The sequence below is a fragment of the Roseateles amylovorans genome (assembly GCF_025398155.2).
Lineage (GTDB): Bacteria > Pseudomonadota > Gammaproteobacteria > Burkholderiales > Burkholderiaceae_C > Roseateles > Roseateles amylovorans.
Map to the genome: position 1 here is coordinate 5,696,912 of NZ_CP104562.2, position 23,109 is coordinate 5,720,020.

General features: G+C 58.7%; 12 protein-coding genes, 4 tRNA genes and 6 rRNA genes. 6 read left to right on the plus strand and 16 right to left on the minus strand.

All coding sequences use genetic code 11. From position 1 onward, the window contains the following. The first annotated feature begins 66 nt into the window (after positions 1-66). The 3 genes from N4261_RS23585 (at position 67) to N4261_RS23595 (ending at position 1,934) form a co-directional block, all read left to right on the plus strand. On the plus strand, positions 67-327 hold the full coding sequence (locus N4261_RS23585) for a hypothetical protein (RefSeq protein ID WP_261757678.1): 261 nt from the start codon (positions 67-69) through the stop codon (positions 325-327). Positions 328-447: 120 nt separating this feature from the next. Further along, entirely contained in the window at positions 448-1,323 is an 876-nt protein-coding gene (locus tag N4261_RS23590) for an HDOD domain-containing protein (protein WP_261757679.1), read from the plus strand. Beyond that, on the plus strand, positions 1,323-1,934 hold the full coding sequence (locus N4261_RS23595) for a TPMT family class I SAM-dependent methyltransferase (RefSeq protein WP_261757680.1): 612 nt from the start codon (positions 1,323-1,325) through the stop codon (positions 1,932-1,934). The genes N4261_RS23590 and N4261_RS23595 overlap by 1 nt, the downstream gene beginning before the upstream one ends. Positions 1,935-2,013: 79 nt before the next feature. On the opposite strand, the gene N4261_RS23600 is transcribed toward N4261_RS23595, so the two are convergent. After that, complete coding sequence (locus tag N4261_RS23600; protein ID WP_261757681.1) at positions 2,014-2,496, minus strand: Lrp/AsnC family transcriptional regulator; 483 nt, start codon at positions 2,494-2,496, stop codon at positions 2,014-2,016. Positions 2,497-2,626: 130 nt separating this feature from the next. On the opposite strand from N4261_RS23600, the gene hppD reads away from it, so the two are divergent. Further along, positions 2,627-3,751: a 4-hydroxyphenylpyruvate dioxygenase gene (hppD, locus tag N4261_RS23605; RefSeq protein WP_261757683.1), complete on the plus strand. Its 1,125-nt coding sequence runs from the start codon at positions 2,627-2,629 to the stop codon at positions 3,749-3,751. A gap of 150 nt (positions 3,752-3,901) precedes the next feature. On the opposite strand, the gene N4261_RS23610 is transcribed toward hppD, so the two are convergent. Continuing rightward, the gene (locus N4261_RS23610) at positions 3,902-4,600 is read right to left on the minus strand and encodes an esterase/lipase family protein (protein ID WP_261757684.1); all 699 of its coding nucleotides are present in this window, start codon (positions 4,598-4,600) and stop codon (positions 3,902-3,904) included. Between the two features lie 430 nt (positions 4,601-5,030). Here N4261_RS23610 and N4261_RS23615 point away from each other — a divergent pair, with 430 nt between their 5' ends. After that, positions 5,031-6,725, plus strand: a complete 1,695-nt coding sequence (locus N4261_RS23615; RefSeq protein WP_261757685.1) for a long-chain-fatty-acid--CoA ligase — start codon at positions 5,031-5,033, stop codon at positions 6,723-6,725. 407 nt (positions 6,726-7,132) lie between these two features. On the opposite strand, the gene rrf (N4261_RS23620) is transcribed toward N4261_RS23615, so the two are convergent. From rrf (N4261_RS23620) to ptsP, 11 genes are all read right to left on the minus strand, one after another. After that, a 5S ribosomal RNA gene (gene rrf / locus N4261_RS23620) occupies positions 7,133-7,245 on the minus strand. A 175-nt stretch (positions 7,246-7,420) separates the two neighbouring features. Then, positions 7,421-10,300, minus strand: a 23S ribosomal RNA gene (locus N4261_RS23625). 318 nt (positions 10,301-10,618) lie between these two features. Further along, positions 10,619-10,694, minus strand: a tRNA-Ala gene (locus N4261_RS23630). Between the two features lie 32 nt (positions 10,695-10,726). Beyond that, positions 10,727-10,803 (minus strand) — tRNA-Ile (locus tag N4261_RS23635). A gap of 180 nt (positions 10,804-10,983) precedes the next feature. Then, positions 10,984-12,512: ribosomal RNA gene (locus N4261_RS23640) — 16S ribosomal RNA — on the minus strand. Between the two features lie 370 nt (positions 12,513-12,882). Continuing rightward, positions 12,883-12,995 (minus strand): 5S ribosomal RNA (rrf, locus tag N4261_RS23645). Positions 12,996-13,170: 175 nt separating this feature from the next. Then, a 23S ribosomal RNA gene (locus tag N4261_RS23650) occupies positions 13,171-16,050 on the minus strand. 318 nt (positions 16,051-16,368) lie between these two features. Beyond that, positions 16,369-16,444 (minus strand) — tRNA-Ala (locus N4261_RS23655). A gap of 32 nt (positions 16,445-16,476) precedes the next feature. Continuing rightward, positions 16,477-16,553 (minus strand) — tRNA-Ile (locus N4261_RS23660). 180 nt (positions 16,554-16,733) lie between these two features. Beyond that, positions 16,734-18,262 (minus strand): 16S ribosomal RNA (locus tag N4261_RS23665). Together the 16S, 23S and 5S rRNA genes with 4 tRNA genes alongside form the textbook arrangement of a ribosomal RNA operon. Before the next feature lie 490 nt (positions 18,263-18,752). Further along, the gene (gene ptsP, locus N4261_RS23670) at positions 18,753-20,531 is read right to left on the minus strand and encodes a phosphoenolpyruvate--protein phosphotransferase (RefSeq protein ID WP_261757686.1); all 1,779 of its coding nucleotides are present in this window, start codon (positions 20,529-20,531) and stop codon (positions 18,753-18,755) included. Between the two features lie 175 nt (positions 20,532-20,706). On the opposite strand from ptsP, the gene N4261_RS23675 reads away from it, so the two are divergent. Further along, the gene (locus N4261_RS23675; RefSeq protein ID WP_261757687.1) at positions 20,707-21,552 is read left to right on the plus strand and encodes a GNAT family N-acetyltransferase; all 846 of its coding nucleotides are present in this window, start codon (positions 20,707-20,709) and stop codon (positions 21,550-21,552) included. Positions 21,553-21,701: 149 nt separating this feature from the next. Here the strand turns inward: N4261_RS23675 and N4261_RS23680 are convergent, their stop codons facing one another. The 3 genes from N4261_RS23680 to N4261_RS23690 all read right to left on the minus strand — a co-directional run bounded on the left by N4261_RS23680 (position 21,702) and on the right by N4261_RS23690 (position 23,062). Then, positions 21,702-21,971, minus strand: coding sequence for an HPr family phosphocarrier protein (locus tag N4261_RS23680; RefSeq protein WP_261757688.1), 270 nt, complete (start codon positions 21,969-21,971; stop codon positions 21,702-21,704). Next, a complete protein-coding gene (locus N4261_RS23685; protein ID WP_261757689.1) occupies positions 21,968-22,378 on the minus strand; it encodes a PTS sugar transporter subunit IIA in 411 nt (136 codons plus the stop codon). Before N4261_RS23685 ends, N4261_RS23680 begins: the two co-directional genes overlap by 4 nt. Positions 22,379-22,465: 87 nt before the next feature. After that, positions 22,466-23,062 carry a hypothetical protein gene (locus N4261_RS23690; protein WP_261757690.1) on the minus strand — a complete coding sequence of 199 codons (597 nt, stop codon included), beginning with the start codon at positions 23,060-23,062 and terminating at the stop codon, positions 22,466-22,468. Positions 23,063-23,109 lie beyond the last annotated feature (47 nt).

The following is a 23,109-nucleotide window of genomic DNA, read 5'->3' on the forward strand; positions in this document are numbered from 1 at the left end:
CCGGCGCGCCCGCGGCGCCTCAGGGTCGGCCCTGAGCGCGCGCGAGGCCGCCCAGGGAGAGAAGAAATGCAAGGAATCACTTGGATGCCGGACCGCAGCGGCGGTTCGGTGAGCGCGAGCAGTTGGCGGCACTGGCTGTCACGCCACATGCTGGCCTGGGGAGGTCAGTGGATCCGCTGGGCCTGGCAATTGGCGCCCGCACCGGCGGCGGACAAGGCGCCTGCGGCGATCGAGCTGGAGTTCTGCTGCGAGGCCGGTCGGCCCGACGGCGCGCTCTATCTGAACGGACAGCTGCTGGGCACCCTCGCGGGTGTGCAACGGCTGTGATGCCGATCTGGATGGCGCTGGTCATGGTCATCGCGGGCATCAAGCTTGCCGACGCGGAGCCGATATACGATGAACGACACCCACCTCCGGGCAGCCGTTCCTTGATCGTCTGCGACACCCATGAGCGACCAGCCCACTGCCCCTGCATCTGTGCCCCGTCCGCATCAGGCGTTGACCCGGCCACTGCCCGATCTGGCGGCCTGGACCTCGCATCTCCGCGGCATGGAGATCCCGGTGCTGGCGAGCACCGCCGAGCAGCTGGAAATCTGGCGCGCGAATGAGGACGCCGCCGATGCCCATCTGCTCGGAGAGATCCTCAACAAGGATCCACTGATGACCCTGAAGCTGCTGGCGCATGCGGCGTCGCAGCGCTCCAGCCGGCTGCTGACCGACGCCGAGACGGTCACCGCCGCGCTGGTGCTGCTGGGCATCACCCCCTTCTTCAAAGCGTTCGGGCCGCAACCGACGGTCGAGGACCGACTGGCCGATCGCCCCGATGCGATGGCCGGTCTGCAACGTGTTCTGCACCGTGCCGAGCGCGCGGCCCGATTCGCGCTGGGTTTCGCGGCGCATCGCGCCGATCCCGATGCGGAGGTGATCCACAGCGCCGCGCTGCTGCATGACTTCTCCGAGATGCTGATGTGGTGCGAAGCGCCGGACCTGGCGCTGGAAGTGCTGCATCGCCAGCAGGCGGATTCGACCCTGCGCAGCGTGGCGGTGCAGCGGGAGGTGCTGCATGTGGAGCTGGGCGATCTGGAACAGACGCTGATGAAGGCCTGGCGCCTGCCCGAACTGCTGACCCACATTACCGACGACAAGAAGGGCAATGACCCGCAGGTCCGCTGCGTGACGTTGGCCGTCCGGCTGGCTCGGCACACGTCGGAGCGTTGGGAGAATCCCGCCGTCCCGGATGATCTGGTCGAGATCGGGTCGCTGTTGAATCTCTCGCCCGCGCACACCTTGAAGCTGGTCCACGAGTTGGACGGCGTGATCTGATGGCGGGCCCCGATTCGGCGTTCTGGCAGCAACGCTTCGAGACTGGCCAGACCGGCTGGGATCGTGGCGGCCCTCATCCGCAGTTGACGGCCTGGCTGGAGGCCGGGCTGCTTCGGACCGGTGATCGCATCGCGGTGCCGGGTTGTGGCCGCGGCCATGAGCTCGTGGTGCTGGCCGGCGCAGGGCTTGAGGTCACCGGACTGGACTACACCCCCGCCGCGGTGGAGATTGCCCGCGCGACGCTGGCCGAGGCTCATCTTGCCGGCCGCGTGGAGCAGGTCGACGTGCTGGCTTGGCGGCCGGATCATGCGCTCGACCTGGTCTATGAGCAGACCTGCCTGTGTGCGCTGCATCCCGATCATTGGACGGCCTATGCCGAACAGTTGCAGCGCTGGCTCAAGCCGGGCGGTCGGCTGTTGGCCCTGTTCATGCAGGCTCGGCACGACGCGTCAGAGCAGGGCGAGATCATCGGCCCGCCCTACCATTGCGACATTCACGCCATGCGGGCGCTGTTTCCGCTGGCGCTTTGGAAATGGCCTGCGCCGCCGTATGTGCAGCGGCGACACGACCGCGGATGGTTCGAGCTGGCGGTGGTGCTCGAGCGCCGCTGAGTGAAAGGCCACGCGGGGTCAGGTCTTGCGAGACTCCACACTGGCTTGCGTGACCACGGCGCGGGAGGCGAAAGGCGTGTCAGACCGGCAAGGCCGTGGTGTTCTTCAATCGATCGAGGACAAAGCTGGTCTTGCAATCCTGGACGCTGGGATGCTTGAGCAGGGTTTCGGTGATGAATCGCGCGTAATGTCCCATGTCCTCGACCAGAACGCGCAGCAGGTAATCCATCTCGCCGGTCAGGGCCGAGCATTCGACGACCTCCGGCCAGGTCTGCACCGCCGCGCGGAAGAGATCCATCGGATTGCGCTTGTGGCTTTCGGTGTGCTTTTCGAGCCGTACGTTGATGTAGGCGGTGAGGCCCAAGCCGACGCGCTCCGGGTTCAGCAGCGCCACGTACGCGGCGATGACACCCGATTCCTCCAGTCGGCGCACGCGTCGCAAGACGGCAGATGAGGAGAGATTCACCTGCGCCGCGATCGCGTCGTAGGTCATCCGGCCGTCGGCCTGCAGGGCGTGGAGGATGCGCCGGTCGATGGCATCGAGCTCGATCTTCTTGTCCATGCCGGAATTGTCGCAAGAATCCTGCGCGAGGATCCGTCCTCGCGCCTGCCATCGCAGGAATCCTGCGGGGTGGCGCCTCTACAGTGGCGGCATCGATAGCTGCCTCGACACAGAGGCTTCGGAGACAGACATGGCTTTCATTCCCTGGGACAACCCCATGGGGACCGACGGGTTCGAGTTCATCGAATTCGCCGCTCCCGACCCCGCGGCGCTGGGCGCGCTGTTTTCCTCGATGGGCTTCGTGGCCGTTGCAAGGCATCGCCACAAGAACGTGACGCTGTATCGACAGGGCGAGGTCAACTTCATCATCAACGCGGAGCAGGATGCGTTTGCACAGCGATTCGCTCGGCTGCATGGGCCGTCGATCTGCGCCATCGCCTTCCGCGTGAAGGATGCGGCCTTCGCCTATCGTCGCGCACTGGAACTCGGGGCCTGGGGCTTCGACAACAAGGCCGGTCCGATGGAATTGAACATCCCGGCCATCAAGGGCATCGGCGACTCGCTGATCTACTTCGTCGATCGCTGGCAGGGCAAGAACGGCGCGGCACCCGGCGAGATCGGCAACATCAGCATCTACGACGTCGACTTCGTGCCGCTGATGGATGCACAAGGAAAGCCCGTCGAGTCGAGCCCGAGCGGCCATGGCCTGACCTACATCGACCATCTGACCCACAACGTGTTCCGCGGTCGCATGAAGGAATGGGCGGAGTTCTATGAGCGGCTGTTCAACTTCCGCGAGGTCCGCTACTTTGACATCGAAGGCAAGCTGACCGGCCTGAAGTCCAAGGCGATGACCAGCCCCTGCGGCAAGATCCGCATCCCCATCAACGAGAGCAGCGACGACAAGAGCCAGATCGCGGAGTACTTGGACCTCTATCACGGCGAGGGGATCCAGCACGTGGCGCTGGGCACCGACAACATCTACAAGACGGTCGAAGGCATGAAGGCGACCGGCGTGGTGTTCCAGGACACCATCGACACATACTTTGACCTCGTCAGCAAGCGCCTGCCCGAGCACAACGAACCTCTGGATGAACTGCGCCGGCTGCGCATCCTGATCGACGGCGCGGCGCACCAGGGCGCGCCGCATGAGCTGCTGCTGCAGATCTTCACCAAGGAAGTGATCGGTCCGATCTTCTTCGAGATCATCCAGCGCAAAGGCAATGAAGGCTTCGGAGAAGGCAACTTCAAGGCGCTGTTCGAGAGCATCGAGCTCGACCAGATTCGCCGCGGCGTGCTGAAGGCAGAGGCCTGATCGACGCGGCGGTCGCGCCGCACGTTTCGCAAAAGGAAATGGCCCTGAGGCGTATGCCCAGGGCCATTTTTTTGGTTCATCTGAATCCTCGCGCGGCTTTCGTGGGCGTGTGCTTTCGGGATGACCGTCGATGGACGCCAGGCTGAATGCTCAATCCGCGTTCAGAAGCGAAATTGCTCGATCAAAAGCCTGTGGCTCGAACATCAGTTGCAGATGGCCACGTGCCGGCAGGTGCAGAACCCGCGAGCCAGGCAGAACGGCCGTCTCGGCCGGGAACACGACCTGATCGCAGTGCCCGTAGAGGCAGTCGAAGTGCTGGCCCAGGACGGGTGGTTCCTCGCGTGCCAACTGGTTCAGCCATTCGGAGTCGCCGCGCATCTGTCGCGCGTTCATCGTGGTTCCCAGTCGCGCCAGCAATGTGCCGTGGTGGGGCGTTCCCAAACTGAGGATGTGATGGATCCGGTCCTGTGGATGTCCCTGGCTTCGCCACCAGGCACGTGCGCTGAGGCCGCCCATGCTGTGCGCCACGATCAACGGCGGTACGCCGGTGAGTTGCTGAAGGGTTCGCATGGCGCGGTCGATGTCGGCGGCGTAGGCATCGATGGAGCCGAATGCGGGCTCGAGCGTGAGCGCCATGTGCGGGACATTCAAGCGCCGCAGTCTCGGCATCCAGCTGTTCCACAACCCGCGATTGCAGTTATATCCGTGCAGCAGCAGCATTCCACGGCGGCCGTGCGCATCGGCCGGCAGATGGTCGGGTTGATGGTGCTCGGCCCAAGGCTGCTCCCAATTGAACACCTTCGTCACCGCGACCACCTCGCGCCACCAGGCCTGCAGCAGGTCGCCCAACGGCGCCACCGGCAGACCCGGCGCGGGAGGCACAAAGCGCAGGACCAGGAAGCTTGGGAGCATCACCAAAGCCGGGCCGGCGACAAAGAGCACCACCACGGCCAGCGCGGCCCAAGGGCCCCAGGTCCATCCCGCCCAAACGGCCAAAGCGATACCGCCGAACACCCGTAGCAAGGTCGTGATCCGTTGGATACGGCCATTCATTCATCAATCTCCATCGTGGACGCCCGCGGCAGTTTAGGTGCTCGGCAAAACCATCGGTGCAATCACGATGCGCTGCAGCAAAGACCGCGTGTCGACCTGCACGTTGTCTCCCAAGTGACGAGGTCCTAGGGCAACCCCCCTACGTCGTCTCAGCGCCTACGGCCAGCATGAGTGACCGATGGATCGCGGCGCCTTCAAGGCCCATCACTCAAAGCGACGAGGAGACATGAACGTGACCTATGCAGACAAGCCTTGGCTGGCCAGCTATCCCCCTGGCGTGGCCGCTGACCTTCCCACCGACGTGTATCCGTCGTTGGTGGCCCTGCTGGAGGAGGCTTTCCACAAGTACGCTGCGAGGGATGCAGCGGTCTGCATGGACCGCCGGATCACATTTGGTGAAGTGGACGCGCTCTCCAAATCCCTCGCCGCATGGCTTCAGCATCGCGGGCTGGCACCGGGGTCTCGGGTGGCGATCATGATGCCGAATGTGCTGCAGTACATGGTCGCCATCGCGGCGGTGCTTCGCGCGGGCTATGTGGTCGTGAATGTGAATCCCCTGTACACGCCCCGAGAGCTTGAACATCAGTTGAAGGATTCGGGAGCGGAAGCCATCATCGTTCTGGAGAACTTCGCGAAAACCTTGTCGGAGGTGATCGACCGAACGCAGGTGCAGCACGTCGTGCTGACGTCACTGGGCGACCTGCTGGGCTGGTGGCGGGGACCGGTGATCAACTTCGCGGTGCGCCATCTCAAGAAGATGGTTCCGGAGTTTCGTCTGCCACTCAACGACGGGCGTAGCGTCACGCGGTTCAATGTCGCTCTGCGCGAAGGCGCGGTCCTGGCATTGCGGCCCGTCAAACCTCATCCAGACGACCCGGCATTTCTTCAATACACCGGCGGCACGACCGGACTCTCTAAGGGTGCCACCCTGCTCCATCGCAATGTGGTCGCCAACATCTTGCAGAGTGAAGCGTGGTTCAAGCCCATGCTCTCCAAGGTGGGAGACAAGCCGCTGACCATCGTCTGCGCGCTGCCGCTGTATCACATCTTCGCGCTGACGGCCTGCTACATGCTGGGCGCTCGATTAGGCATGATGAATCTACTCATCCCTAACCCGAGAGATATTCCTGGATTCATCTCGACGCTCAAAAGCTACCGAGTGAATATGTTTCCCGCCGTGAACACCTTATTCAATGCCTTGGCAAATGATCCAAGCTTCGCTGGCGTTGATTTCAGCGAGTTGGTGATCTCCAATGGTGGGGGGATGGCCGTTCAACAAGCGACTGCTGAGAAGTGGCAAAAGATTACCGGCTGCGCCATCGTCGAGGGCTATGGCCTTTCCGAGACCGCTCCCGTCGCGACCATCAATCGGTTGGACCTCCCGGAGTTCAACGGATCTATTGGATTGCCGGTGCCGGGAACTGAAATCTCCATCCGGAACGACGAGGGGTTGGAAGTGCCCTTAGGTGATCGCGGGGAGATCTGCATCCGTGGACCGCAGGTCATGGCTGGCTACTGGAACCGGCCGGAGGAGACGGCCCAAGCGATCGGGGCGGATGGGTTCTTCAAGACCGGGGATATTGGCGTGATGGACACGAAAGGCTTCACAAGAATCGTAGACCGAAAGAAGGACATGATTCTCGTGAGCGGATTCAACGTGTACCCGACCGAGATTGAGCAGGTCGTTAACCTGCATCCAGGAGTTCTTGAGTGTGCCGCCGTCGGGGTGCCTGATCCTTACTCCGGTGAGGCTGTGAAGCTCTACGTGATCAAGAAGGACCCCACACTTGCTGAAGAAGATCTGAGCAACTTCTGCCACGCCCAGTTCACCGGCTATAAGCGGCCGAAATACATCGAGTTCAGGGATGACCTGCCGAAGACCAATGTGGGCAAAATTTTGAGGCGAGAGCTACGCCATTGAGATGGTGACCACCCCGTGAACCGCCCTGGATTTTCAGGAGACTCAACACTCTAAGAGGATTGAGCCATGAGCAAGTCGAACATGTTTTCGCCCGAGGTGCGTGAGCGCGCGATGAGGATGGTGACACAGGCGTCCCAATCCTGCGCCATATAGGATTCCAGTGGCGGCAAGCCCACTGATCAGTCATCCATGCAGGCACAGCTGCCCCGGCGATAAGCAAAGCCGCCGCGTCGAGGGGGCTGTCACTCCATCATGCTCAAGCGCCATCACATCGCCAACTGCCGTATTTCGCCGCATCGAGCGTGACGCTCCCGCGCTAAACCGTGCCAGCTATTGCGACGACTAACGAATCCCCAAAAGCAAAAACCCCTTGAACCGATTGGTTCAAGGGGTTGAGCGGGATATTAGCCTGACGATGACCTACTTTCACACGGGAATCCGCACTATCATCGGCGCTGAGTCGTTTCACGGTCCTGTTCGGGATGGGAAGGGGTGGGACCGACTCGCTATGGTCATCAGGCTTAACTGGTTGGCTGCTGTCTGTCTTTGGGGGACGGGACAACGAGCCCAATTCGGTAGAGTCAAATCAGCTTTTGATTGCGTCTTCAGGAATGAAGAACGGTTGTTGATCTCTCCCTGCAGGGGGAGGAGATCTGCGTGACCACACACCTTGACGTTTTGAGTGTCAAAGTTATAGGGTCAAGCCTCACGGGCAATTAGTACTGGTTAGCTTAACGCATTACTGCGCTTCCACACCCAGCCTATCAACGTCCTGGTCTTGAACGACCCTTCAGGGGGCTCAAGGCCCCGGCAAGACTCATCTTGAGACGAGTTTCCCGCTTAGATGCTTTCAGCGGTTATCTCTTCCGCACTTAGCTACTCGGCGATGCCACTGGCGTGACAACCGATACACCAGAGGTGCGTCCACTCCGGTCCTCTCGTACTAGGAGCAGGCTCTCTCAATCTTGCAGCGCCCACGGAAGATAGGGACCAAACTGTCTCACGACGTTTTAAACCCAGCTCACGTACCTCTTTAAATGGCGAACAGCCATACCCTTGGGACCGGCTACAGCCCCAGGATGAGATGAGCCGACATCGAGGTGCCAAACACCGCCGTCGATATGAACTCTTGGGCGGTATCAGCCTGTTATCCCCAGAGTACCTTTTATCCGTTGAGCGATGGCCCTTCCATACAGAACCACCGGATCACTTAGTCCTACTTTCGTACCTGCTCGACTTGTCAGTCTCGCAGTCAAGCACGCTTATGCCTATGCACTATTAGCACGATTTCCGACCGTGCCTAGCGTACCTTCGAACTCCTCCGTTACACTTTGGGAGGAGACCGCCCCAGTCAAACTGCCCACCATACACTGTCCCCAACCCGGATAACGGGCCAAGGTTAGAACCTCAAACACACCAGGGTGGTATTTCAACGTTGGCTCCACCTGATCTAGCGACCAGGTTTCAAAGCCTCCCACCTATCCTACACAGATCTGTTCAAAGTCCAATGTAAAGCTACAGTAAAGGTTCATGGGGTCTTTCCGTCTTTCCGCGGGGAGATTGCATCATCACAAACATTTCAACTTCGCTGAGTCTCTGGAGGAGACAGTGTGGCCATCGTTACGCCATTCGTGCAGGTCGGAACTTACCCGACAAGGAATTTCGCTACCTTAGGACCGTTATAGTTACGGCCGCCGTTTACTGGGACTTCAGTCAAGAGCTTGCACCCCATCATTTAATCTTCCAGCACCGGGCAGGCGTCACACCCTATACGTCGACTTTCGTCTTTGCAGAGTGCTGTGTTTTTAATAAACAGTCGCAGCCACCGATTATCTGCGGCCTCATTGGGCTCCCCAAGTAAATGGTTCACCTACTAAAGGCACACCTTCTTCCGAAGTTACGGTGTCAATTTGCCGAGTTCCTTCTCCAGAGTTCTCTCAAGCGCCTTAGAATACTCATCTCGCGCACCAGTGTCGGTTTGCGGTACGGTCGTCTGTAGCTGAAGCTTAGTGGCTTTTCTTGGAAGCAGGGTATCACTCACTTCGTCTGCAAGCAGACTCGTTATCACACCTCAGCTAAGCCCTCCGGATTTGCCTAGAGGGCACGCCTACATGCTTGAACCGGGACATCCAACACCCGGCTGAGCTAACCTTCTCCGTCCCCACATCGCACTACAGATCGGTACAGGAATATTGACCTGTTTCCCATCAGCTACGCATCTCTGCCTCGCCTTAGGGGCCGACTCACCCTACGCCGATGAACGTTGCGTAGGAAACCTTGCGCTTACGGCGAGGGGGCTTTTCACCCCCTTTAACGCTACTCATGTCAGCATTCGCACTTCTGATACCTCCAGCAGGCCTCACGACCCACCTTCACAGGCGTACAGAACGCTCTCCTACCACGCACAGTAAACTGTGCATCCGCAGCTTCGGTAACTGGCTTAGCCCCGTTACATCTTCCGCGCAGGACGACTCGATCAGTGAGCTATTACGCTTTCTTTAAATGATGGCTGCTTCTAAGCCAACATCCTGACTGTTTTAGCCTTCCCACTTCGTTTCCCACTTAGCCAATTTTAGGGACCTTAGCTGGCGGTCTGGGTTGTTTCCCTCTTGAGTCCGGACGTTAGCACCCGGTGCTCTGTCTCCCAAGCTGTACTCTTCGGTATTCGGAGTTTGCATAGGTTTGGTAAGTCGCCATGACCCCCTAGCCTAAACAGTGCTCTACCCCCGAAGGTAATACTTGAGGCACTACCTAAATAGTTTTCGGAGAGAACCAGCTATCTCCAGGTTTGTTTAGCCTTTCACCCCTATCCACAGCTCATCCGCTAGTTTTGCAACACTAGTCGGTTCGGACCTCCAGCACCTGTTACGGTACCTTCATCCTGGCCATGGATAGATCACCTGGTTTCGGGTCTACACCCAGCGACTAATTCGCCCTATTCGGACTCGATTTCTCTACGGCTACCCTATTCGGTTAACCTCGCCACTGAATGTAAGTCGCTGACCCATTATACAAAAGGTACGCAGTCACCCTTGCGGGCTCCTACTTTTTGTATGCATGCGGTTTCAGGATCTATTTCACTCCCCTCCCGGGGTTCTTTTCGCCTTTCCCTCACGGTACTTGTTCGCTATCGGTCGATTACGAGTATTTAGCCTTGGAGGATGGTCCCCCCATATTCAGACAGGATTTCACGTGTCCCGCCCTACTCTATTCGTGCCTAGTTCCACAAAAGACATTTCTCATACGGGGCTATCACCCGCTATGGCCGGACTTTCCATTCCGTTCTGATATGCCAAATGCTAAATCACGAGGGCTACTCCGATTTCGCTCGCCACTACTTTCGGAATCTCGGTTGATGTCTGTTCCTCGAGCTACTGAGATGTTTCAGTTCGCCCGGTTCGCCTCGCATACCTATGTATTCAGTATGCGATACCTCTAAAGAGGTGGGTTTCCCCATTCGGAAATCTCCGGATCAAAGCTTATTTGCCAGCTCCCCGAAGCTTATCGCAGGCTATCACGTCCTTCGTCGCCTGTAATCGCCAAGGCATCCACCACATGCACTTAGTCACTTGACCCTATAACTTTGACATCCGCAGATGTCGTCAAGGACAGACGCTCAGCTTCCTGAGCGTTCAATTGAGTATCACGCGTTTCGCCGTTCTTCATTTCTTCTCTGAACTTGTCCAGAGTTGAAGTTTGGTGACGCAATCAAATGTCGCTGGCGGCACGGTGCCGAGTGCCCCTTTACGAGCACCAGCTTTCCGCCAGCAACGCTGATTCGACTCTACGAATTGTTAAAGAACAACAGCCGACTTCTTTCAAAGCCGAGACTGGCAAACCACAGCATCAATCGCTTGACGCTGTGGTTTGCCAACCCTTCAGGAGTGAGAAATTGGTGGAGGATGACGGGATCGAACCGACGACCCCCTGCTTGCAAAGCAGGTGCTCTCCCAGCTGAGCTAATCCCCCTTTCCAGTTCGGCGCGCTCGCCTCACTGTCCGTGGTGGGTCTGGCTGGATTCGAACCAGCGACCCCCGCCTTATCAAGACGGTGCTCTAACCGACTGAGCTACAGACCCACGCGTTCTGGCGTGACCCTGTCCTCAGCGCTCGCCCCTTCAAGGCCAGCTTGCCAGGCTCACGTGTTTTCTCACTCACTGTTGTGTCTGCAGCCGATAAGTGTGGGCGCACTGAACTGAGCTATGTGGACGCCGCTCAACGCTCAACCGAAGTTGATCATTGGCTTTGTCATTCTCTAGAAAGGAGGTGATCCAGCCGCACCTTCCGATACGGCTACCTTGTTACGACTTCACCCCAGTCACGAACCCTGCCGTGGTAATCGCCCTCCTTGCGGTTAGGCTAACTACTTCTGGCAGAACCCGCTCCCATGGTGTGACGGGCGGTGTGTACAAGACCCGGGAACGTATTCACCGCGGCAAGCTGATCCGCGATTACTAGCGATTCCGACTTCACGCAGTCGAGTTGCAGACTGCGATCCGGACTACGACCGGGTTTCTGGGATTAGCTCCCCCTCGCGGGTTGGCAGCCCTCTGTCCCGGCCATTGTATGACGTGTGTAGCCCTACCCATAAGGGCCATGATGACCTGACGTCATCCCCACCTTCCTCCGGTTTGTCACCGGCAGTCTCATTAGAGTGCCCTTTCGTAGCAACTAATGACAAGGGTTGCGCTCGTTGCGGGACTTAACCCAACATCTCACGACACGAGCTGACGACGGCCATGCAGCACCTGTGTTCAGATTCTCTTTCGAGCACTCCCAAATCTCTCTGGGATCTCTGACATGTCAAGGGTAGGTAAGGTTTTTCGCGTTGCATCGAATTAAACCACATCATCCACCGCTTGTGCGGGTCCCCGTCAATTCCTTTGAGTTTCAACCTTGCGGCCGTACTCCCCAGGCGGTCAACTTCACGCGTTAGCTACGTTACTGAGAAGAAACCCTCCCAACAACCAGTTGACATCGTTTAGGGCGTGGACTACCAGGGTATCTAATCCTGTTTGCTCCCCACGCTTTCGTGCATGAGCGTCAGTACAGGCCCAGGGGATTGCCTTCGCCATCGGTGTTCCTCCGCATATCTACGCATTTCACTGCTACACGCGGAATTCCATCCCCCTCTGCCGTACTCTAGCCATGCAGTCACAAATGCAGTTCCCAGGTTGAGCCCGGGGATTTCACATCTGTCTTGCATAACCGCCTGCGCACGCTTTACGCCCAGTAATTCCGATTAACGCTTGCACCCTACGTATTACCGCGGCTGCTGGCACGTAGTTAGCCGGTGCTTATTCTTCAGGTACCGTCATCCCTCCGAGGTATTAACCCAAAGGATTTCTTCCCTGACAAAAGCGGTTTACAACCCGAAGGCCTTCTTCCCGCACGCGGCATGGCTGGATCAGGGTTGCCCCCATTGTCCAAAATTCCCCACTGCTGCCTCCCGTAGGAGTCTGGGCCGTGTCTCAGTCCCAGTGTGGCTGGTCGTCCTCTCAGACCAGCTACAGATCGTCGGCTTGGTAGGCCTTTACCCCACCAACTACCTAATCTGATATCGGCCGCTCCAATTGCGCGAGGTCTTGCGATCCCCCGCTTTCACCCTCAGGTCGTATGCGGTATTAGCTGCTCTTTCGAGCAGTTATCCCCCACAACTGGGCACGTTCCGATACATTACTCACCCGTTCGCCACTCGTCGCCAGGTTGCCCCGCGTTACCGTTCGACTTGCATGTGTAAGGCATGCCGCCAGCGTTCAATCTGAGCCAGGATCAAACTCTACAGTTCGATCTTGATTTACTCAACGGAATTGAACAAAGACTATTTACATAGCTTCATTCTCTTTCCGTGAGCGTCTTTTCGATTTAACCTTCTCAGGTCGCTCGGCCCAGACGCCCACGCTTATCGGCTGCAAATTCTTAAAGAACATCAAAACAACTTGCGTCGTCTTGTTTCGCGTCGCTGACTTGTCAGCAGCGAAGAGATGAGACTATAAACAAGTTCGCTAGAACTTGTCAACCCCTTTGCAGCAACTTCTTCAAGAACCTGCTGCAGGTGTTGGTCTCACCCTCAGAGATCAGCACTCATCACAAGCACTCATCTCTACGGGTAAAAATAGGAACGCCCGGTCACACGACCGGGCGTCTCCTCGATATTAGCCTGACGATGACCTACTTTCACACGGGAATCCGCACTATCATCGGCGCTGAGTCGTTTCACGGTCCTGTTCGGGATGGGAAGGGGTGGGACCGACTCGCTATGGTCATCAGGCTTAACTGGTTGGCTGCTGTCTGTCTTTGGGGGACGGGACAACGAGCCCAATTCGGTAGAGTCAAATCAGCTTTTGATTGCGTCTTCAGGAATGAAGAACGGTTGTTGATCTCTCCCTGCAGGGGGAGGAGATCTGCGTGACCACACACCTTGACGTTTTGAGTGTCAAAGTTATAGGGTCAAGCCTCACGGGCAATTAGTACTGGTTAGCTTAACGCATTACTGCGCTTCCACACCCAGCCTATCAACGTCCTGGTCTTGAACGACCCTTCAGGGGGCTCAAGGCCCCGGCAAGACTCATCTTGAGACGAGTTTCCCGCTTAGATGCTTTCAGCGGTTATCTCTTCCGCACTTAGCTACTCGGCGATGCCACTGGCGTGACAACCGATACACCAGAGGTGCGTCCACTCCGGTCCTCTCGTACTAGGAGCAGGCTCTCTCAATCTTGCAGCGCCCACGGAAGATAGGGACCAAACTGTCTCACGACGTTTTAAACCCAGCTCACGTACCTCTTTAAATGGCGAACAGCCATACCCTTGGGACCGGCTACAGCCCCAGGATGAGATGAGCCGACATCGAGGTGCCAAACACCGCCGTCGATATGAACTCTTGGGCGGTATCAGCCTGTTATCCCCAGAGTACCTTTTATCCGTTGAGCGATGGCCCTTCCATACAGAACCACCGGATCACTTAGTCCTACTTTCGTACCTGCTCGACTTGTCAGTCTCGCAGTCAAGCACGCTTATGCCTATGCACTATTAGCACGATTTCCGACCGTGCCTAGCGTACCTTCGAACTCCTCCGTTACACTTTGGGAGGAGACCGCCCCAGTCAAACTGCCCACCATACACTGTCCCCAACCCGGATAACGGGCCAAGGTTAGAACCTCAAACACACCAGGGTGGTATTTCAACGTTGGCTCCACCTGATCTAGCGACCAGGTTTCAAAGCCTCCCACCTATCCTACACAGATCTGTTCAAAGTCCAATGTAAAGCTACAGTAAAGGTTCATGGGGTCTTTCCGTCTTTCCGCGGGGAGATTGCATCATCACAAACATTTCAACTTCGCTGAGTCTCTGGAGGAGACAGTGTGGCCATCGTTACGCCATTCGTGCAGGTCGGAACTTACCCGACAAGGAATTTCGCTACCTTAGGACCGTTATAGTTACGGCCGCCGTTTACTGGGACTTCAGTCAAGAGCTTGCACCCCATCATTTAATCTTCCAGCACCGGGCAGGCGTCACACCCTATACGTCGACTTTCGTCTTTGCAGAGTGCTGTGTTTTTAATAAACAGTCGCAGCCACCGATTATCTGCGGCCTCATTGGGCTCCCCAAGTAAATGGTTCACCTACTAAAGGCACACCTTCTTCCGAAGTTACGGTGTCAATTTGCCGAGTTCCTTCTCCAGAGTTCTCTCAAGCGCCTTAGAATACTCATCTCGCGCACCAGTGTCGGTTTGCGGTACGGTCGTCTGTAGCTGAAGCTTAGTGGCTTTTCTTGGAAGCAGGGTATCACTCACTTCGTCTGCAAGCAGACTCGTTATCACACCTCAGCTAAGCCCTCCGGATTTGCCTAGAGGGCACGCCTACATGCTTGAACCGGGACATCCAACACCCGGCTGAGCTAACCTTCTCCGTCCCCACATCGCACTACAGATCGGTACAGGAATATTGACCTGTTTCCCATCAGCTACGCATCTCTGCCTCGCCTTAGGGGCCGACTCACCCTACGCCGATGAACGTTGCGTAGGAAACCTTGCGCTTACGGCGAGGGGGCTTTTCACCCCCTTTAACGCTACTCATGTCAGCATTCGCACTTCTGATACCTCCAGCAGGCCTCACGACCCACCTTCACAGGCGTACAGAACGCTCTCCTACCACGCACAGTAAACTGTGCATCCGCAGCTTCGGTAACTGGCTTAGCCCCGTTACATCTTCCGCGCAGGACGACTCGATCAGTGAGCTATTACGCTTTCTTTAAATGATGGCTGCTTCTAAGCCAACATCCTGACTGTTTTAGCCTTCCCACTTCGTTTCCCACTTAGCCAATTTTAGGGACCTTAGCTGGCGGTCTGGGTTGTTTCCCTCTTGAGTCCGGACGTTAGCACCCGGTGCTCTGTCTCCCAAGCTGTACTCTTCGGTATTCGGAGTTTGCATAGGTTTGGTAAGTCGCCATGACCCCCTAGCCTAAACAGTGCTCTACCCCCGAAGGTAATACTTGAGGCACTACCTAAATAGTTTTCGGAGAGAACCAGCTATCTCCAGGTTTGTTTAGCCTTTCACCCCTATCCACAGCTCATCCGCTAGTTTTGCAACACTAGTCGGTTCGGACCTCCAGCACCTGTTACGGTACCTTCATCCTGGCCATGGATAGATCACCTGGTTTCGGGTCTACACCCAGCGACTAATTCGCCCTATTCGGACTCGATTTCTCTACGGCTACCCTATTCGGTTAACCTCGCCACTGAATGTAAGTCGCTGACCCATTATACAAAAGGTACGCAGTCACCCTTGCGGGCTCCTACTTTTTGTATGCATGCGGTTTCAGGATCTATTTCACTCCCCTCCCGGGGTTCTTTTCGCCTTTCCCTCACGGTACTTGTTCGCTATCGGTCGATTACGAGTATTTAGCCTTGGAGGATGGTCCCCCCATATTCAGACAGGATTTCACGTGTCCCGCCCTACTCTATTCGTGCCTAGTTCCACAAAAGACATTTCTCATACGGGGCTATCACCCGCTATGGCCGGACTTTCCATTCCGTTCTGATATGCCAAATGCTAAATCACGAGGGCTACTCCGATTTCGCTCGCCACTACTTTCGGAATCTCGGTTGATGTCTGTTCCTCGAGCTACTGAGATGTTTCAGTTCGCCCGGTTCGCCTCGCATACCTATGTATTCAGTATGCGATACCTCTAAAGAGGTGGGTTTCCCCATTCGGAAATCTCCGGATCAAAGCTTATTTGCCAGCTCCCCGAAGCTTATCGCAGGCTATCACGTCCTTCGTCGCCTGTAATCGCCAAGGCATCCACCACATGCACTTAGTCACTTGACCCTATAACTTTGACATCCGCAGATGTCGTCAAGGACAGACGCTCAGCTTCCTGAGCGTTCAATTGAGTATCACGCGTTTCGCCGTTCTTCATTTCTTCTCTGAACTTGTCCAGAGTTGAAGTTTGGTGACGCAATCAAATGTCGCTGGCGGCACGGTGCCGAGTGCCCCTTTACGAGCACCAGCTTTCCGCCAGCAACGCTGATTCGACTCTACGAATTGTTAAAGAACAACAGCCGACTTCTTTCAAAGCCGAGACTGGCAAACCACAGCATCAATCGCTTGACGCTGTGGTTTGCCAACCCTTCAGGAGTGAGAAATTGGTGGAGGATGACGGGATCGAACCGACGACCCCCTGCTTGCAAAGCAGGTGCTCTCCCAGCTGAGCTAATCCCCCTTTCCAGTTCGGCGCGCTCGCCTCACTGTCCGTGGTGGGTCTGGCTGGATTCGAACCAGCGACCCCCGCCTTATCAAGACGGTGCTCTAACCGACTGAGCTACAGACCCACGCGTTCTGGCGTGACCCTGTCCTCAGCGCTCGCCCCTTCAAGGCCAGCTTGCCAGGCTCACGTGTTTTCTCACTCACTGTTGTGTCTGCAGCCGATAAGTGTGGGCGCACTGAACTGAGCTATGTGGACGCCGCTCAACGCTCAACCGAAGTTGATCATTGGCTTTGTCATTCTCTAGAAAGGAGGTGATCCAGCCGCACCTTCCGATACGGCTACCTTGTTACGACTTCACCCCAGTCACGAACCCTGCCGTGGTAATCGCCCTCCTTGCGGTTAGGCTAACTACTTCTGGCAGAACCCGCTCCCATGGTGTGACGGGCGGTGTGTACAAGACCCGGGAACGTATTCACCGCGGCAAGCTGATCCGCGATTACTAGCGATTCCGACTTCACGCAGTCGAGTTGCAGACTGCGATCCGGACTACGACCGGGTTTCTGGGATTAGCTCCCCCTCGCGGGTTGGCAGCCCTCTGTCCCGGCCATTGTATGACGTGTGTAGCCCTACCCATAAGGGCCATGATGACCTGACGTCATCCCCACCTTCCTCCGGTTTGTCACCGGCAGTCTCATTAGAGTGCCCTTTCGTAGCAACTAATGACAAGGGTTGCGCTCGTTGCGGGACTTAACCCAACATCTCACGACACGAGCTGACGACGGCCATGCAGCACCTGTGTTCAGATTCTCTTTCGAGCACTCCCAAATCTCTCTGGGATCTCTGACATGTCAAGGGTAGGTAAGGTTTTTCGCGTTGCATCGAATTAAACCACATCATCCACCGCTTGTGCGGGTCCCCGTCAATTCCTTTGAGTTTCAACCTTGCGGCCGTACTCCCCAGGCGGTCAACTTCACGCGTTAGCTACGTTACTGAGAAGAAACCCTCCCAACAACCAGTTGACATCGTTTAGGGCGTGGACTACCAGGGTATCTAATCCTGTTTGCTCCCCACGCTTTCGTGCATGAGCGTCAGTACAGGCCCAGGGGATTGCCTTCGCCATCGGTGTTCCTCCGCATATCTACGCATTTCACTGCTACACGCGGAATTCCATCCCCCTCTGCCGTACTCTAGCCATGCAGTCACAAATGCAGTTCCCAGGTTGAGCCCGGGGATTTCACATCTGTCTTGCATAACCGCCTGCGCACGCTTTACGCCCAGTAATTCCGATTAACGCTTGCACCCTACGTATTACCGCGGCTGCTGGCACGTAGTTAGCCGGTGCTTATTCTTCAGGTACCGTCATCCCTCCGAGGTATTAACCCAAAGGATTTCTTCCCTGACAAAAGCGGTTTACAACCCGAAGGCCTTCTTCCCGCACGCGGCATGGCTGGATCAGGGTTGCCCCCATTGTCCAAAATTCCCCACTGCTGCCTCCCGTAGGAGTCTGGGCCGTGTCTCAGTCCCAGTGTGGCTGGTCGTCCTCTCAGACCAGCTACAGATCGTCGGCTTGGTAGGCCTTTACCCCACCAACTACCTAATCTGATATCGGCCGCTCCAATTGCGCGAGGTCTTGCGATCCCCCGCTTTCACCCTCAGGTCGTATGCGGTATTAGCTGCTCTTTCGAGCAGTTATCCCCCACAACTGGGCACGTTCCGATACATTACTCACCCGTTCGCCACTCGTCGCCAGGTTGCCCCGCGTTACCGTTCGACTTGCATGTGTAAGGCATGCCGCCAGCGTTCAATCTGAGCCAGGATCAAACTCTACAGTTCGATCTTGATTTACTCAACGGAATTGAACAAAGACTATTTACATAGCTTCATTCTCTTTCCGTGAGCGTCTTTTCGATTTAACCTTCTCAGGTCGCTCGGTCCAGACGCCCACGCTTATCGGCTGCAAATTCTTAAAGAACATCAAAACAACTTGCGTCGTCTTGTTTCGCGTCGCTGACTTGTCAGCAGCGCAGAAGCGAGATTATGAACGATTCTTTTCGAATCCGTCAAGCAGTCAGCGAATTATTTTTATCGTCGACTGCGAGAATCTCGCCGCCAAATGAAACCAGAGAATCGAATCAGATCAACTGGGTGCCAAGTCGTTGACAAACTCGCTTCCGAGTATCTGTCGAGCCATCTGGCTTATTCATTTGACTACCGCCAGCAGTTCCTCCGGCAGCTGCTGAAACAACGTCTGTCGTTCAGCGAAGAGCGCGACTGTAGCACGCTTTTGCAAACGTGCGCAACAGACGCTCGAGGCCTCTCTCTTTCAATGCAATCGCTGGTGCGGGGCGAACGCTTCAGCGGCTGTCTTGGCAGGATCCTCACTCTCCAGGATCCGCGGCAGGGCCGTCGCCAGTCGGTGCGCATCTGCGCGGAGCACGCGCTGCTTGACCGACGGAATCTGCGACGGATGCATCGAGAAGCAGTTCAACCCCATCGAGAGCAACAGATCGGTGAAGCCGGCGTCGCCCGCCATCTCCCCGCACACGCTGACTTCCTTGCCCATTGCCCGTGCCTGGGCGATGGAGCTGGACAGTAGTTGCAACACCGCCGGATGCCAGGGATCATAAAGATGAGCGACTGCCTCATCAGCGCGGTCAATGGCCAAGGTGTACTGGATCAGGTCATTGGTGCCGATCGAGATGAAATCCACATGCTTGAGCAATTGCGGGAGCATCAATGCGGCTGCGGGCACCTCGATCATCACGCCGAGTTGAATCTCGCCGTAGGCCTGTTTCGAGTCATCCAGTTGCTGCTTCACCCGCTTGACGGCCTCCTGCACCTGACGGATCTCGCTGAGATGGGCCACCATCGGCACCAGCAGCTTGACATGGCCGAACGCACTGGCGCGGAAGATGGCGCGCAGTTGCTGGCGGAACATGCTCGGCTCCGCCAAGCTCCAGCGGATGGCCCGCAGCCCCATGGCCGGATTGAGCACATGCTCGTGTCGCAGCTCGTTGACGCTCATCCGGTCCAGCGGTTTGTCCGCACCCACATCCACTGTGCGGATCGTCACCGGCATGCCGCGCATGGCCTCCACGGCCGCCTTGTAGGCCTCGAACTGCTCATCCTCGCTGGGCAGCTCACCTTCACGGTTCATGAACAGGAACTCGCTGCGGAAGAGCCCCACGCCCGTCGCGCCGGCGGCCAGCGCGGCGACCGCATCGCCGGGTAGCTCGATGTTGGCGTGCAGTTCAATGCGTTGCCCATCCAGCGTAATGGCAGGCGTATGGCGCAGCCGCGCCAAGCGGGCGCGCTCGAGTTCAGACTGCCGCTGGCGGAAGCGGTACTCCTCCAGAATGATGGGAGATGGGTTGACGATCACCGTGCCGGCATCGCCGTCGATGATGACCCAGTCGTCCTGACGGATCAGGCGCGAGGCCTCGCGCGTACCGACCACCGCAGGGATGTCCATGCTTCGGGCAACGATCGCGGTGTGCGAGGTCTTGCCGCCGATGTCGGTGATGAAGCCCTGGAAGACACTGCGCTTGAACTGGATCATGTCGGCCGGCGCGATATCCGCCGCAACCAGCAGCAAGGGGTCCTCCCCGGCGAAGTCGCGCGCCACGACCGCCGCGGCGCCGCCCGGAAGCGCGGCATCCTGCGCCACGGCCAAGGCAGAGAGCACACGTTCGACCACCTGTTCCAGGTCGGCCTTGCGCTCGCGCAGATACTCGTCCTCCATCTCGTCGAACTGGCGGGCCAGCACTTCGAGCTGCGCCGACAGCGCCCATTCGGCGTTGTAGTGGCGCTCTTCGATCCAATGTCGAGCGGCGTCGACCAGGGCGTCATCGTTCAGGAGTAGCAGATGGACGTCCAGCAACGCATCCAGTTCATGCGGCGCGTCGGGCGGAAGATCGGTTTTCAAGGCCTGCAGCTCGCGCGTGACGGCGTCGCGGCCGCGCATGAGGCGCTCGTATTCCTGATCCACCTCGGTGGCGGGGATGAAATAGTGGGCCACGTCGACACGGCTGGACGCGACCAACACTGCGCGGCCTATGGCGACGCCACGAGAGACGGGAATGCCGAAGACCTGGAAGCTCATGCGCCGACTTTAGCAGCGCCTTCCGCCCCGCGCGGGAGACGTGCTGCGCTCCCCGCATGCAGGCAGCCCTCCTTGACGCCATGGCTGCCCTCGTCACGATTCGTTCATGTGTCGGTCACGGACGCGTCACCCCATCCGCTGAGGATGGCGACACCACCTTCCGTGAGGCCTTGCCATGAGGGATCTGCCGCTGCCCACCCTGCCTTTCTCCGATCTGCGCCCGGCTGAGGCGTCCCGGAGGTCACTTCCAGCAGGCCCGACCACCGAGGCTGTCGACGCTTCGCGCACTCGCTTCCATGTGGGTTGGGCGCATACCGCGGAGGAAGTCCGCCAGGCCCAGCGTCTGAGGTATCAGATCTTCGTGGACGAGATGGGCGCTCGCCTGAGCCCCCCCGCCGGCGCGCCGGCCGGGCATGACGTCGACCTGTTCGACCCCTTCTGCGAGCATCTGCTGGTCCGGGTGCTGGACAAGCACAACCGTCCGGCCGAGGTCATCGGCACCTACCGGGTGCTGACGCCGGAAGCCGCCCGACGCGCCGGCGGCCTCTACAGCGAGACCGAATTCGACCTCACCCGACTGCGCGCCCTCCGGCCCCGCATGGTGGAGCTGGGTCGCTCCTGCGTTCACCCGGACCACCGCAACGGCGGCGCGATCATGGCGTTGTGGGGCGCCCTGGCGGAATTCATGGTGCGCAATGATCTGGACACCATGATCGGTTGCGCCAGCATCAGCATGCGGGACGGCGGTCACTACGCCGCCAGCCTGTGGCGACAGCTGTCGGACAGCCACATGGCGGACATCGAATGGCAGGTTCGCCCACGGTTGCCGCTGCCGGTGGACGAATTGCGCCAGGACCTGGTCGCCGAGCCGCCCCCGCTGATCAAGGGCTACCTGCGCTGCGGCGCCCGCATCCTGGGCCGGCCGGCATGGGATCCTGACTTCAATACCGCCGACCTGCCGATGATGATGCGCATCGCCGACCTGCCGGCGCGATACCGCCGTCACTTCCTGGGTCGCTGAGCGCCCGGATGCGCCGTTGCCAGCCCCGGACGGCGCATCACGCGAGCAGACGCGGAACGGCAGCGGCCCGCTCTGCAAGGACTCGATGGAGCGAAAATGCTGCCAAGGCCGCGCTGGGGTCGCCGTCGATGCGACCGGTGGCGTGACGCTTACTGGCCTTCGCCGAACTTGTCGTTGACCAGCGCCGTGATGGCGTCGTGGGCGGCCTGCTCGTCCTCGCCCTCGGTTTCCAGCTCGACCTCCGAGCCCAATCCGGCGGCCAGCATCATCACGCCCATGATGCTCTTGGCATTCACGCGGCGGCCATTGCGGGTCATGAAGACCTCCGCCTTGAACCCGCCCGCCAGTTTGGTCAGTTTGGCCGATGCACGGGCATGCAGCCCAAGCTTGTTGCTGATGGTGAGCGTGGACTTGATCATGAGCAGGAACGTTCAGGCGGAAGATTGGGCGACTGTTCAGACACGATGCCCTGGGCGCCCCCCTGGCTGGCACGCAGCAGCAGGGCGTCGAGCCCCTCGCCGGCATAACACAGCGACCGCCACAGCATCGGCACATTGACGCCGGACAGCACCTTCACCCGCTCACCCTGCAGGCGCAGCGCGGCGTTGGTCGGTGTGGCGCCATAGACATCGGTCAGCACCAGGGTTTGGAGATGGCCGGACGCCTCGATCAACGCGCGCGCCCGGAACTCTACCTCGTCCGCACCCATCTCGGGCGTGACATCCAGCACGCTCAACTGCAAGGAGCAATGCGGAAACGTGTGTTCCGCCACCTGCTTCAATGCAGAAGCGAGCGGGGCGTGAGCGATCAACAGCAAGCCGGACATGGGTGGCATTATCGTGCGCCGCCACGCCGCGCGGGCGCGGCTCGCACATTCCCCTCATCCGACCGTCCCGTTGTCAGGCGTCAGGCGTCAGCCTGGCAGGCGGATCGAGCCCAGCCAGACATCCCACGCCTCATCCGCTTCGCTGGCGACGCCTTTGCCCGCAGACGTCTTCGCGCTTTGGCCGCTCGGACCACTCTCACCGCTCTGGACGTAGCCGCCCGCTCCGCTCGCAGGCAGACCCGTGACGCCCGCCCCCGCCTGCCGGCCTTGCATCAGCAATTGATAGACGCGACCGCCGCGAGCAAAGACGGCCTGACGGACCACCTGCGCGGGCTGCCCGGGACGCGCGACCAAGGTCTGCTGGCGTGATGAGGGATCCGGCGTCATGCCGCGAAGCGCCAACGGGGCGGACGCCTGAGAGGACAGCTGCTGCGCCAGTCCCTCGGTCATCCGTCGGAGCGCCGGTGGGACGGCGGAGGGATCGCCCAGATCGGTCCAGGTGAGCGAGAACTGCCAGCCCCGCGCCTCGCAGCTGAGCGTGTGCAGGCTGAGCGACCGTCCGCCGGGACCCGGCTGCTGCCGCTCCTCCCGATCCGGCTTGCAGGGGAACATGAGTTGCAGCGCAGCGCCATCGGGGCTGATCTCGCGCCAGTTCAGCGCGGGGCTGCAGGCGGTGAGGCCCATCGCACAGGCCCCAGCGCAGGCAAGCGCCCCTCGCGGCGCGCTCGCGC

Coding starts and splice junctions, on each gene's coding strand:
- N4261_RS23585 (WP_261757678.1), top strand. CDS start 67: ATGCAAGGAATCACTTGGATGCCGGACCGCAGCGGCGGTTCGGTGAGC.
- N4261_RS23590 (WP_261757679.1), top strand. CDS start 448: ATGAGCGACCAGCCCACTGCCCCTGCATCTGTGCCCCGTCCGCATCAG.
- N4261_RS23595 (WP_261757680.1), top strand. CDS start 1,323: ATGGCGGGCCCCGATTCGGCGTTCTGGCAGCAACGCTTCGAGACTGGC.
- N4261_RS23600 (WP_261757681.1), bottom strand. CDS start 2,496: ATGGACAAGAAGATCGAGCTCGATGCCATCGACCGGCGCATCCTCCAC.
- hppD (WP_261757683.1), top strand. CDS start 2,627: ATGGCTTTCATTCCCTGGGACAACCCCATGGGGACCGACGGGTTCGAG.
- N4261_RS23615 (WP_261757685.1), top strand. CDS start 5,031: ATGAACGTGACCTATGCAGACAAGCCTTGGCTGGCCAGCTATCCCCCT.
- ptsP (WP_261757686.1), bottom strand. CDS start 20,531: ATGAGCTTCCAGGTCTTCGGCATTCCCGTCTCTCGTGGCGTCGCCATA.
- N4261_RS23675 (WP_261757687.1), top strand. CDS start 20,707: ATGAGGGATCTGCCGCTGCCCACCCTGCCTTTCTCCGATCTGCGCCCG.
- N4261_RS23680 (WP_261757688.1), bottom strand. CDS start 21,971: ATGATCAAGTCCACGCTCACCATCAGCAACAAGCTTGGGCTGCATGCC.
- N4261_RS23685 (WP_261757689.1), bottom strand. CDS start 22,378: ATGTCCGGCTTGCTGTTGATCGCTCACGCCCCGCTCGCTTCTGCATTG.
- N4261_RS23690 (WP_261757690.1), bottom strand. CDS start 23,062: ATGGGCCTCACCGCCTGCAGCCCCGCGCTGAACTGGCGCGAGATCAGC.